The following is a 13566-nucleotide window of genomic DNA, read 5'->3' as shown; positions in this document are numbered from 1 at the left end:
CTCAAGTTCTTTTATTAATTCATGGTTTCCTAATACAGGCGCCACTGTAACTGTGCCCTCACCAGGTGCTGCGCCATTTACTACTGACGGTCCTAGTACAGCTGATATAGTAAGAGTAGGCGATGTTTTTACAATAAATACTTCGGGGATATACTTTATTTGGTTTGCAGTAACACTTGATGCAAATAATGCAGGGGGATTCTCCCTATTTCTGAATGGAAGTCAATTAGGAGGGAATACAGGTATAGTTGATAATGCAGGAACGGGAGCTCATCAGGTATCTGGTGCTAGATTAGTGGCATTATCAGCAGGTGATCAAATTACTGTACAAAATCAAACAACGGCTCCAAATACACCGATTGATTTGCCAGCAACTGGCACAGCAGCTATTCTTCAACCAGACGACGTGCAATTAGTAATGTTTAGAATTGCATAGTTATTAACGGAAAAGTTTTTCAAGTAAATTGGATTTATCAATATATATAATGGACACTAAGTTGAGAGAATATAATGAATAAACCTTCTCAAATCCAATATATGTTAGGTAGATTATACGATTGTATATTTTAATGTTTCATTTTGAGGTTGTTCAGTTGTTTTAAATTTGTTACCCTGAATCAGTTTTTTGGGCCTTTATTTTTCTTAAGTTGATGGGTATGTATGGTGACCCCTTATGATCACATTAATTCCGTAGTAAAAAGTTGGCTTAACGAAGGTACATGGCGTGTCCCTCCCATTGTATTAGATAGCAGACAATTTTCAGGATACAAAACACCTTATCATTTAGTAGAAGGTTATACAAGACTAGCTTGGATCCATTATTATGCTAACCATCCAAATAATTCATCAGGGGTAAAGCTCCGTAATAAACACTCTGTTTGGTTGATTACAATGAAAAATTAATTAATTAAAACATTGAATTTGCACAGTTACAGGAGAAGAATCTGAAGTGACTTTATCATATAGCAAATAGGAAGTTTGCTGTCAGTTCAGAATTGATAGATTCCGTGGCAAAGGATTATTGATCATTTATAAATCAGAAAATTAAATTTCTTGTTGCAGAATCCTTATAATAAGGATTCTTTTTTTGTATCAAAAATCTACAAAGAAAAAGATAAGATCGGGAACACAATCTTATCTTTAGTACAAGGAGTAAACAAAAGGATAACCATCATATTTTTAATATATTGTATTATTTGTTAATTTTGAATATTATAACCGTAATTAACAAGTATATCTATATTGAGAAATTTATTACAAAATTAGTTATAAAATGATTCAAAGCTCCAAAGTAAACTTTTAGCCAAAAGTTTACTTTCAAATCAGAAAAGGTTAGATCCTCGATAGGCTTCACCACAGCCATAAACCTTACGACCAAAAATGAAGGGTAATTCAATTATCAAACTCATATAAAGTTTCGATCCTGTCTAAACACCCATTAGGATATGCAACTGATTATGTATTTTCCTTTACATAATCTCCAGATACAGTCCATATCAACTATAGATTCTTGTCTTATGCTAAATGTAATCAAAAAGCAAGTAGATAAAGATAATAACTAAAATTATTAACTCTAGAAACTTTTTTGATGAATATTACAAATAAACAGGAGGTAATGAAAAATGATTAAAACATTATTAGCAGGAGCAATTTTAAGTACAGGATTAGTAGCGGGAGGTGCAGTAGGTGCAGAGGATGCGAAAATGGATAATTTAAAATCAAATGAAGGTAGTTCAAATCAAGTAATTACACAGGGTGCAGATGGAACAACGTCTTTCTTACAAAACTTTGATGTACCTAAAGATGCAGTGCCAGCAACTTCTAAAGAAGGTGCAAAAACTGTTGAAAAAACAAAAGGTACAGGTACAAATTCTGAAGAAGGAAAAATGGTAGAAACAAAAGAATGAAATTAAATAATATATAGTTATAACGAAGAGCATCCAAAAGTGGTGCTCTTTTTATATGATAGGGATCAACTAGTTTTACTCAATATAGAACTGTAGGAGGAATTGATGCTAGAACATGGGGTACTGTCTCTTCAAACCATGATGTTTGAAACAGTAGTTTTAGTGGTAACGTTACAATACAAACATTTTGTTAGAGATTTTTTAAATTTACATACACTCTAGGTTGGCTACATATAAACTTCAGATACTTGTTTTATGATACAAGTAATCAAACAAAAGGAGGGCAATACAAAATGATTAAAACAGTATTAACAGGGCACTCTTTTAAGTACAGGAGATTATTAGCAGATGGAGAAAATGTTGAAGGTGTACAGACAGATAAACATATTCCATATAAACAAAATGAATTGCAATAAACTCTAGAAAAGTACGATTCGAAGAAGTTTGAGTTATAAAAAGAAAATAGATAAGTATAGTGAAAGAAGATAAATTGACAAGAATTTAGAAGTAAATAAGAGCTCTTTAACTATTTGTGAAATGATGTAAATTATAAAAAATAAAGCAGTGTGTCCATACTATAGAAAAGGATGCCCTATTTACAAACATGGGTTGCACCCGATTTTTTAGTATGATGATATTCTATGTGTTCTATCAAACTTTTTTTAATCTTTACAAAAGAACCAGTTTAACTCCATACCACCTACAGATTACTACTTTATGCTAAATCTCTAGGAGGTTATAAACATGAATTTTATCAAACGATCATTTTTAAGTTTAAAATTAAGAAAAGGAAAGGCACTTATATTACTTGCTATTTTTCTAGTTGTAATTAATTTGGTGTTTGCTGGATTTGCAATTAACAGTGCATCAAGTAAAGCCACCGATTCGGCCAGACAACAATTAGGAGCAAATGTTAATTTGATAATAGATATAAACAAATATATAAACGTTGATCAAAATACTGGTGGAGCAGGAATGGTACCTGCTATCGAAGTGAAAGAAGCTGATAAATTAAAGAACTCTAAGTATGTAGCTCACTATAATTATCTAAAAAATGCTAATGCTGAGCTGAAAGAACTCCATTATGTCGAATCACTTGGAGGAGCTCAATCATTTGGCCCAAATAATAATTTGAATTTCACTTTACAGGGTATTAGAGACTTTTCTTTATTAGAAGCTGCTCAAGACAGAAAATTAAAACTAGTTGAAGGAAAGGGCATTACGCCAAAAACAGTAGGGAAAAACGTTGCTATGATTGAAAAAAGACTAGCTGAAAAAAACAATTTAAAAGTGGGTGATAAACTGCAAATAGGTGAAGTAATGGATCAGGAACTTACCACGAAAGAGCTAGAAATTATAGGTATATATGAGTCTAAAGAAGAGGCCTCATTTTTTGGAGGACAATCTTTTGCTTTATTAGAGCCTGCTAATCAAATATATGTACCGTATTCTTTAATGAATTCATTGGAAAATGCAATGTATTCATTAAAGGACCCTAAGGATATTGATGCATTTAAGGAGGAAGCAAAAAAATTAGGATTACCAGATTACTATGAATTGGATGCACAAGATATGGTATATAAACAAATGATTGGTCCAATCGAAAATATTGCATCTTTTTCGAAAATGATTGTAATTATTGCCTCCATTGCAGGTGCAACTATTTTAGGATTAATTATTATGTTATCTATTAAGGAACGTAGAAAAGAAATGGGGATTTTGTTATCTATAGGTGAGAAAAAGTGGAAGTTAATGGGCCAATTACTAGTTGAGACAGTATGTATTGCCATATTAGCATTTGGTTTATCTTTATCAACAGGAGAGAAAATTTCTCAAAAAATCGGTGATAATCTGCTATCTAGTGAAATAGAAAAGAATGAAGATAGACCAGAAGACCCTATAGCACTACTTAGTGGTAATCCTACTGCAGAAGTAGATCCAGTAGATAATATTGATGTAAGTATTTCAACTGAAGATTTAGGAAAAATAGGGGGAATTGGATTAGGGATCGCTATCCTGGCAACGATTCTTCCAGCATTATCAATTCTTCGTTTAAATCCAAAACAAATCCTTTTAAAAGATGAATAAGGAGGCCCGGTATGGAGACAATTTTACAATTTAAAAACTTAAATTATTATTATGAAAGTAACGGAAAGAAAGTAACGATACTAGATAATGTCGATTTTTCTTTTCAAACAGGGCATTTCTACACCATTTTAGGACCATCTGGATCTGGTAAAACCACAACGCTTAGCTTAGGTTGTGGGCTGGATATACCTAAAAATGGGTATGTACTGTATAAAGGCAAGGATATTCGAAAAATTGGTTTGGATCAATACCGTAATCAATATGTATCTGTAATTTTCCAATCCTATAATTTGATTACCTATATGACGGCTCTTCAGAATGTATTAACGGCAATGGAAATTACAGGTGTGAAGGTACAAAATAAAAAAGCAAGAGCATTAGAATTATTAGAGAAGGTAGGACTCACAGAAGTAGAAGCGAAACGAAATGTCTTGCAACTAAGCGGCGGACAACAACAACGTGTAGCAATTGCTCGAGCACTATCTTGTAATGTTGATTTACTGATTGCGGATGAGCCGACAGGAAACCTTGATGAAGAAACAGCAAATGACATTATTGAGTTGTTCCAGGAGCTCGCACACCAAGAAGATAAATGTGTAATTGTTGTGACGCATTCACAGGAAGTTGCAAAAAAGTCGGATCGAGCTGTTTATTTAAGTAAGAAAAAATTAGCAGTAAAAGATGCGCCTAGCATCTAAAAATAAATTCTATGATTAAAAAAGTTTGAAGGGTATGGAAATCGTGAAAATGATAAAAAACTAGTTAATTATTTTCCGAAAAAAATATATGATTAATCTAAAAAGGAATGGAGATAAAAATTTCCATTCCTTTTTAGATAGGTAATTTAAGCCTTATTTAACAGCCTCTTTTAAAGCTTTCCCAGCTTTAAATGCAGGTGCTTTTCCTCCTGGGATATGCATTTCTTCGCCCGTTTGGGGATTGCGCCCAGTACGTGCAGAACGCTCACGTATTTCAAATGTACCAAATCCAATTAACTGTACGGATTCCTCTTTTTGAAGAGATTGTGTAATTTGATCTAGGACAGCTTGTACAGATGCGGTAGCATCTTTTTTAGAAAGTGATGTTTTCTCGGATACCTGGTTAATTAGTTCTGTTTTATTCATTATGAACCCCCATTAAATAATATTTTTTAATTTAATTTTATAGTATAGTATGTTTTCAAGAAAGGGGCAAATTCTATATAAATATAATATTAAAAGGTTGGAGATACTCTTACAGTTTTGTAAAGGGAGATTAGGTATTTTTATTTTGAAATATATACTATATAAATAATTAAATAAAGAGAATTGTATTGTAGAGAAGATACAGGCTATCCATTTGCAAATTTATAAACTAGAAATAAAAATTAATTAATAGAAATAGTGCCTTATAACCATAAATTTAAAGGGAAATAGAACCAAACGAAAAAATTCGCACCTTTTAATTAAAAGTGTGCGAATTTCTTGTTTTGTGTGCTTAAAATTTAAAAATTAATGATAAAATATCGGGAATTAAATCAAATATTAGACTTCTCAGGAATATTAAAAATATATGGCATAAAGATTAAAAAGAACCCCAATATCACCATCAAAGAATTTAATGAAAATAAAGAAGAGTTGTTAACCAAAGATGAACCAAAAATAATTACAAAAGTAATGCCAGTTCCACGCAAAATAGATTTAAAAGAAACAGAATTTGTCATCATTTCAAATGTTTTCACTTGCAAATTTTCGATTGATTTAGTTACTTTGGTTTTCATGTTCAAGCCTTCTTTCTAAGAAATAGGGTATATATAATATTCATTGTATGCCTTGGTGTTTTTAAATTCAAATTTTTTGGAGCTCAGTTTTGTGTAACAAATTTGTAGGTATTAGGCAAAAGGGTTAATTGTTTTATATATATGAGTGAAGCAAAAAATATATATTTTCTTTAATTTAATAATTTAGCTTTTTAGAAAAAGAAGAATGCTTTTTTAAACTAAATTCCCTTAATTTCGGTTTGATTGATAGTAATAGAAATTTCTCATTAATATGGGGAAGAAATATTTGTTTTCTTGTATGAAAAGAACTTTGGATTTATAAATATAACTGGCTTACTCCTATTTTTTGATTTAGGGCTATCTATATTTTATTAGCTTGATGGCGAACGGATGTCGCCATATTTTTATCCAACTAACTAGAACAGGTTACCTTGCAAAGAAAAAGGGAAGAATATACATAACTAATTAAAGTATAATGATTTACTTAAAACATATGGAGATGTTGTATTAGGGGATAATTAAATGAGATTGACAAATCGAGACTACAAATGTAATCTAAATATAGGATTACATTTGTAGTCATATATTTATTTAATGATATCCCTATTTTAAGTAATTTATTCCAATGTTAAAATAGGGGTTGCAAATTTAAGATTACAAATGTAGTATCGACTTTATGATTACATTTGTAATCAAAGGGAGGAGGGAATTGGAAACGTGAAAAAAATACCTAAGATATCTGAAGCTGAGTTAGAAGTAATGAAAGTCCTTTGGTCAAAATCTCCACAAACGGCAAATGAAGTAATTCAAGCTCTTGAAGGACAAATGGATTGGAATCCAAAAACAGTTAGAACATTAATTAATAGGTTAGTTCAAAAACAAGTTGTTTTTTCTCAGCAGAAAATAGGAAGAACGTACATGTATGGTCCTTTAATCTCACAAGATGAATATTTACAAGTAGAAACTAAATCTTTTATTAAGCGTTTTTACGGTGCTGCTTTGAAACCGTTGCTTGTTAATTTTTTACAAGATGAAAAGCTATCTTCAAAAGAGATTGATGAGCTCAAACGTATTCTAGATGATAAAAGTAATCAAAAAGAGGGAGAATAATTATGGTAAATGTGTTAATACAGACGTATCTCTCTACTTTTTTTGATTGGCTTTTAGAAACTACTATTATGGCTAGTATATTGGTAGGTTTTATCTTATGTATCAAAGTTCTACTAAGGAATCAATTAACAGCAAGATGGCATTACGCATTGTGGTTAATTTTGATTGTAAGATTACTTTTACCTTGGTCACCAGATAGTTCTTATAGTCTATACTCCATACTTTCACATGGATATGTAACTTCTACTTCTCTAATTCAGAAGGAATCGAATGCTTCTGGTTTAAAAGTGATGAATGAGCCTGCGAAGTATACCGTTAATTCAAGTGATTACAATAAATTACCAGTTGAAACAGATTCCAAAGAAAAAGAACAGGGTGCCAAACACATATCAATGTATGAAATCTGTTTATATGTATGGATGCTTGGTGTTCTTTGTTTAGGGACTTTAACACTAATTGCAAATAGACGTTTATATTTATACATACAAAAGCAACCAATTATAACAGATGAAAGAATTTTAAATATTTTCAAAGGTTGTAAAGAAACGATGTCTATAAAAGAGGATATTCCTTTGCAATTAGCCGGCAAGATTGCTAGTCCGACACTTCTTGGATTTAGAAAACCTAGAATATTATTATGTGAACAGCATATACAACGATTAAATGATAATCAGCTACGGTTTATTTTCTATCATGAATTAGCTCATTTTAAACGTAAAGATGTTGGGGTTAATTGGCTTATGCATCATTTGCTTATACTAAATTGGTTTAATCCAATCCTTTGGTATGCCTATTATTCAATGCGCGAAGATCAAGAAATCGCATGTGATGCATTGGCTCTTACCTTTATTGATTCGGAAGAAAAAATCGAATATGGGCATACAATTATTACATTATTAGAACACTATTCAAATTATTATCAAATGCCTAGTTTAGCAAATCTAAGTAAAAATAAAAAAGCATTGAAAAGGAGAATTGTTATGATTAAAAAATTCAATAAAAAATCGTATCGTTGGTCAGCTTTAGGATTGACAGCTGTATTAGGTATATCTACTTTTTGTTTAATGAATGCAAGTGCTGAGGAGCTTAAGAGTGAATCACAGGCTACAAAAAATAAAATTGAACAAGCTGCTAAACCAGAAGAAATGAATAATCTTGAAAAAAGTAAGGCAGAAGAAGTCGCAAAACAATTAGAAATGGACAAACTTGAAAAGAGTAAGGCAGAAGAAGCGGCAAAACAATCAGAGATGGACAAGCTTGAAAAGAGCAAGGCAGAAGAAGCGGCAAAACAATCAGAGATGAACAGGCTTGAGCAAAGTAAAAAGAACACAGATATTTCAAAAGCAGCAGTACTTAAACTTACCGAAAAACAAAAGCAATATCTTAAATCTAAAGGTCTTCCAGTGAAGCAAACTTCTAAAGAATCTGAAGTTACGGGGCTTATGTTAGTTTCTCTAGTGAAATCTATTGATAATGGAGATGGAACAGGATTTCAGCCAGACCATGTTGGAGAAGTTGATATAATTCACGCAGATGAATATAAAAACAAATATGGTAAAGAACATTATGTAGCATTTGCTGCATGGGAATAAGTCTAGTTATATTACCAAAAATCTAAGATGAATTTATGCTTATAATTAATAGAAAGCGTCATTTTTTTTATAGAAATCTATAGAAAGGATGGCGTTTTTATTTAAAAATGAGTTTCATTTGTTTGCTAAAAAATTTCGGTGAGATATATTTATCCATCAAAAATTATTTGGCAAGCGTATCAAAATATTAATTCTATAGGCAAAAGTTCATAGAACACCAAGACTTGGCTTGAAGGGGATAGTAAGGCAGGTTCTACTTTCATTTGTTAGATACCTCATAGAATTTTATACTAAAAGGATGTTTTTCTGTACCCTATTATGTTTATTAATAATTGGAAGTGAAATGTTGTCATACATGCTTTAAAGTTATAATCCGTGATGATGAGCTTAGCCTTGAATTGTGTTGTAAGCAGTTATTAAACCTTAATCAAATATTATTTTCAATTGAATACTAATTAATGAAATATTATGGAAATTGATTAAAGCTTGGATTTCAATTCCGTTTCTATTGTTCCTTTTTGTTGAAAAGAAGCGAGCTTGATATAATCAATAAAATTAACCGAGTGTGCTTGTAAATAAGAATAGTATGATAGCAATTGATAAAAACAAGTATATTATATAGATTGTCAGCAACATATATCATCCCTTTCTATTGATATATGTATCATACAAACACAATCTGTAGTATATATGGAGTTTATGGGTAGTTATTGTAATGATTATTATAACAGTCTTTTAATTGTGAGAAAGAATAGGAGAATCAACCACTACTTATTGATTTTACAGCGTAATTTCTGGAAAACAGAATGTGTTTTACTGTCAGTTTTTCTATGCTATAAGTATCATTAAGATACAATAGTTACCGCTCGTTGGTCATAAGTAGTTATTTGGAATAAAGAATGGACGTCTTTGCTATAAGTAAATTATATATAAAGAAAGGTGATATGATTATGTACTGATATGAAAGTAACGGGGAACGAGATCAAGAAGGGTTATTTTCTATACAAGGTGTTCCCGCGAATAAAGATGACATGAATCAATTACCAAAATGGAATGAAATTTTAGTTATAGTACTTTTACTTTTAGGACAGTCAGCGATTTATAAATTTTTATTTCGACTATTTTTATAAAAATATGAATTGTTTCGAAAAATAAAAAGAATCTAGTGGTATTTCTAGATTCTTTATTATTTTATGTTCGCGGGATTCTTTGTTGCTTTTAATAGAACATACTTGGAGAGAATACTCTTTTGATACATAAATAAGGTAATTGAACTTCTTAAGTCGACAGAGAGATAAAGTAAACTTTCAAAGAATTAATTGGTGATAGCATATATTTTTACTGTAAATTGGTGATTTGCACCACTTGGATTTGCTATATAGTATTTAGAATTTGTATCTGCTGCAGTCCTGGACTCATTCGAAATATTGCTCCAACTAACACGATCTAGACCTAGAAAAACATCGATCATGATGTTGAAAGAGATAATGGCAGAAGTATCTTCCTCGGTAGGTTCAATAATCCATTTTAAACCCATCGTTCCTGTAGGCAAGTTATTTATACTAAAGTTTTGGCTGGATCGATTTGTTTCGCCAGGTAACGGCTTAGAGTCAGAAGAAATTTGTGAAATTAATATTTCTTTTTCATTAACAGTTACTCCGTTTAATTTAATAATACTATCTATTAAACCTGGTCCTGGAAAATCAGCTGCAATGATACCAGAATGTTTTATTCCACCTTGTTGTATGAAATCTGTCCCCATTGTATTCATTCCACCATAAAATACTTGTCCATTTGTGTCGCGAGGGAAATCTTCCCATTCATTTGTTGTATGTACTTGAATTAACAGTGGGTTACTACCGGTATCTCGGTTTTCCTTTCCGCTTGCAATAAACCAAGGGTAATAGTTATTCCATAATGCTGCCGCACCACCTGTGCCACTAAAATGGTTAAGATAAATATTACTATTGTTAGAGTTTTTATTCGCATTTAAAAGGTGGTTTTTTACCGCATTCCATTTTTCATACAGTCCATCTGGTCCAGCGCTAACTTCAAAATTATCTTGGATATTCAATGATTCATAATTAATACCATATTCTTGAGATGCTGAGAAGTTTTGAAGTATTACAATCTTTCCGCGCACATCTCCTAACTTAGGGTTATTTCTTTCTGAAAATGATACAGAATTAGGATCCCAAAAATAGGACGCATTACGGTCTCTATAACTTTTAAATATTTCTTCAAATGATTTTGAGCCACTTTCAGGATCGGTTTCTTCTTTTAATCGCATTAAAATTGTTTCTTGAGGATTACTTCTTAAAAATTGGATTGTTTCTTTTAATACATCTTCAAACATTGCTTTTTGATTTACAATACCATGCTGCATAGCAAAAGAATCTTTTACCCGTTTAACACGCATATCTACATAACGTATTCCTGCATTAAATTGCTGAGAGAGGGGCATTGTTTGATTTCTTGTCAAATCCTCATCAATAAAACTTGCTCCATGTAAAGCCATTGTACCATGAGTACCCGGAATAGAAATTTCGCTTATTTTTTGGGTATCTTCTAGTTTTGACATCCATGTCGGATTTCGATAACCTATATCGGATTCATAAGAATATCCTGTATGTCTATCAGCAAATGCAGTTGAAGCCGTACATAAAGACGTTAGTGTAAAACAAGTAAGAACTCCAGATTTTATGAATTTTTTCATCTTTATTTTCTTCATTATATCCCTCCATCTCTTAAACAGATTAGTCTTATACAATAATTTGTGGGCTTTTATCATATACATAAATTCTAGTATGGGAATGTAAGTCAAATAAGATAATATGTTAGCTTTAAAATTTCGATAGTGATATTCTCATTTAGATTTACTCAATAGCCATCGTTCGCTGGGAGCATAAATTTAGAAATGTAATCATGCAGGGGTGGGAAGGTCAAAATAATCATATTCAAGTTTAATAAAATGAAATGATTTACATGTAAAATGATGATAAAGTATATTATCATACTTCATGTACTTTATAGGTCATACAATTTAAATCTTCTATATGCAAAGAAAACAGAAGTCTTAATCTAGACTTCTGTTTTGCGAAGTACAATGAATTATTGCAATTAGTAAGAATACATAATTCTTAATTTTAATTAACGTAGACCTTTATTTGTTAAGAAATTATGTGGCAAATGAATCCCATATCTGAGATTGAAAAATTTTTGGGGGATTCTCACTCGTATTAATGCATTAAATTTAGAGAGACATTTGTCACACGTTATATCATTTTAGTTAAATGTATAAATGACACATCCCTGTATGGTTAAATAAAGACTATAAGCTTATTTCTCATTAAAGCTTAAACTAACTGCAGTGGCAATAGATTGCCCTGCATGTTCCCAACTTCCATCGATAACTTTTCCAAGTTGTTGGCCAAGTGAAGTTAAATCATTTGGATTAACAGGAATTCCGTTATATGCGGCAAGAATTGATAAAAGTGGAGCAACGATTGGTGTCCAGCCCCCTCTATCAATATGGAATTCGAACCCCGTTACCTCACCATCTTTTTTTGTGAATTTATAGTAAAGTTGATCATCAGGACGGAAGCTTAAATGATGAGAGATTTGTCCATATACATCTTTACCAGCTGCACCTCGATCCACAACTTCTATTTCTTTTACATTAAATTCATGCTCGAATACTTTTATTTTCTTGACTTCGGGACCATTTAATGCAGCTTGAACAGCCGTTTCTAGATTATTTTGTGCAAACGGTTGAATACTAACTTGTGATTCCTGTTGTTGGATAGGAGCAACTGTCTCAGCAGCAAATACTGATGTTGTAGGTAATGCACCTGTAGCTAATGTTGCAGCCAGAGCAGTTGCTGTAATGATTTTCTTTTTCATAATTTTACTTCCTCCTTTTTAATGTATGATAATAAAATATAAATTACTGACAGATAATTTATATTATAATAGTATCAATATGTGTTTAATTTCTCAATTTTCAGTCAATGTATTCAATACTAACCAATTTTAAGTAAGTTTTAGAAGGAAAATCTCTAATAGTAATCTAAAAACATGGCAATATTAGAGTGAAAATGAAATAATAATCATAAAATATTCTATTGATATCAAAAAAACATAAAAAAATTTCACACATATTTTTATTTTTAGGTTATTCAATTTTATTGTTATGTATAGAATTATAAATGTACATGTGAATAATAAATACAGAATATTAAAGTGGCTGTCAAAATCCAATTTTGAAGATCATAGCCATTATAGTTTTATTATGTAGAGTTTATGTTTAGGAGCATTAAAGTAGTTATTCCAAGGTTAGATTTTGAAAATTAACAAAATGTTCAAGGTTCTATTCTCAAAAAATTAATATTAGTAATATAATTATTTTAAAGGGGTTATTAATCCCCTTCCTCTGATGTTGTTGTTTACAAGTTTATAGTTCCAATGTATTGAGGTTACGATAAAAAGAACTTGTAATTATATATTACAAGTTCTTTTTGTTCCCATCTTTTTTGTGAAAGATATTCTAACTAGTTATGTTTTTCATATTTTATCATTTTAGCCAAGAAGACTCCTTCCTCAAGGAACGCGAAGTGAGTAGGTGGGAGATGAATTGGCTTCGGACAAGAGATGGCAGAAAGCCATCTTAATTGTTCATCATACATAAACTGTCACTTCACTATCTATCGAATATACGTTTGTTGTATAATAGACACATGCCGAAATGGAGGTGAAAGGAATGATGATTAATAAAGCATATAAATTTCGTATCTATCCAAATCAAGCACAAGCGATCCTAATCAAAAAAACGATTGGTTGCTCTCGTTTTGTATTCAATCACTTCCTATCTCTATGGGATAATGCATACAGAGAAACAGGAAAAGGTTTGACATATGGTACATGCTCTGCCAAACTTCCTGCCATGAAGAAAGAGTTTGTTTGGCTCAAAGAAGTGGATAGTATTGCGATTCAGTCATCTGTTCGCAACCTTGCGGATGCTTATACACGCTTTTTCAAAAAACAAACGAGTGCCCCGCGTTTCAAATCTAAGAAAAACAACGTACAATCTTACACCACAAAACAAACAAAT

The 13566-nt window shown here is 31.3% G+C and carries 11 protein-coding genes and 1 pseudogene; 8 read left to right on the top strand and 4 right to left on the bottom strand.

What is annotated here, in order from left to right; all coding sequences use genetic code 11:
• From BM089_RS31285 to BM089_RS29430, 5 genes and pseudogenes are all read left to right on the top strand, one after another.
• Positions 1–436: hypothetical protein (locus BM089_RS31285; RefSeq protein ID WP_175495712.1), on the top strand; the 436-nt coding region annotated here is incomplete at its 5' end.
• Positions 437–1622: 1186 nt separating this feature from the next.
• Positions 1623–1904 (top strand): annotated as a pseudogene (locus BM089_RS29440) (hypothetical protein); the annotation flags it as partial.
• A 296-nt stretch (positions 1905–2200) separates the two neighbouring features.
• Positions 2201–2323 carry a hypothetical protein gene (locus tag BM089_RS31825; protein ID WP_255289691.1) on the top strand — a complete coding sequence of 41 codons (123 nt, stop codon included), beginning with the start codon at positions 2201–2203 and terminating at the stop codon, positions 2321–2323.
• Positions 2324–2651: 328 nt separating this feature from the next.
• Positions 2652–3995 (top strand): ABC transporter permease, encoded by a 1344-nt coding sequence (locus BM089_RS29435; protein ID WP_090978989.1) that lies wholly within the window; start codon positions 2652–2654, stop codon positions 3993–3995.
• A gap of 11 nt (positions 3996–4006) precedes the next feature.
• The gene (locus BM089_RS29430; RefSeq protein ID WP_090978987.1) at positions 4007–4693 is read left to right on the top strand and encodes an ABC transporter ATP-binding protein; all 687 of its coding nucleotides are present in this window, start codon (positions 4007–4009) and stop codon (positions 4691–4693) included.
• A gap of 153 nt (positions 4694–4846) precedes the next feature.
• On the opposite strand, the gene BM089_RS29425 is transcribed toward BM089_RS29430, so the two are convergent.
• Together BM089_RS29425 and BM089_RS29420 are read right to left on the bottom strand one after the other, a co-directional pair.
• On the bottom strand, positions 4847–5119 hold the full coding sequence (locus BM089_RS29425; protein WP_061530621.1) for an HU family DNA-binding protein: 273 nt from the start codon (positions 5117–5119) through the stop codon (positions 4847–4849).
• Between the two features lie 392 nt (positions 5120–5511).
• Positions 5512–5754: a hypothetical protein gene (locus BM089_RS29420; protein WP_061530620.1), complete on the bottom strand. Its 243-nt coding sequence runs from the start codon at positions 5752–5754 to the stop codon at positions 5512–5514.
• Between the two features lie 717 nt (positions 5755–6471).
• Here BM089_RS29420 and BM089_RS29415 point away from each other — a divergent pair.
• Together BM089_RS29415 and BM089_RS29410 are read left to right on the top strand one after the other, a co-directional pair.
• Positions 6472–6864 carry a BlaI/MecI/CopY family transcriptional regulator gene (locus BM089_RS29415; RefSeq protein WP_061530619.1) on the top strand — a complete coding sequence of 131 codons (393 nt, stop codon included), beginning with the start codon at positions 6472–6474 and terminating at the stop codon, positions 6862–6864.
• A gap of 2 nt (positions 6865–6866) precedes the next feature.
• Positions 6867–8456: a M56 family metallopeptidase gene (locus BM089_RS29410; protein ID WP_090978984.1), complete on the top strand. Its 1590-nt coding sequence runs from the start codon at positions 6867–6869 to the stop codon at positions 8454–8456.
• Positions 8457–9771: 1315 nt separating this feature from the next.
• Here BM089_RS29410 and BM089_RS29400 read toward each other — a convergent pair.
• Positions 9772–11187, bottom strand: a complete 1416-nt coding sequence (locus BM089_RS29400; RefSeq protein WP_090978981.1) for a phosphatidylinositol-specific phospholipase C — start codon at positions 11185–11187, stop codon at positions 9772–9774.
• Positions 11188–11795: 608 nt separating this feature from the next.
• The gene (locus tag BM089_RS29395; protein ID WP_061530601.1) at positions 11796–12359 is read right to left on the bottom strand and encodes a hypothetical protein; all 564 of its coding nucleotides are present in this window, start codon (positions 12357–12359) and stop codon (positions 11796–11798) included.
• Positions 12360–13215: 856 nt separating this feature from the next.
• Between BM089_RS29395 and BM089_RS29390 the strand changes: the two genes are divergently transcribed.
• Positions 13216–13566, top strand: a 351-nt coding sequence (locus BM089_RS29390) for a helix-turn-helix domain-containing protein (RefSeq protein ID WP_139213360.1), incomplete at its 3' end; no start/stop codon positions are given.

This window comes from Bacillus sp. 5mfcol3.1 (assembly GCF_900114335.1).
Taxonomy (GTDB): domain Bacteria; phylum Bacillota; class Bacilli; order Bacillales; family Bacillaceae_G; genus Bacillus_A; species Bacillus_A thuringiensis_S.
This window is presented reverse-complemented; position numbering and strand designations above follow the sequence as displayed.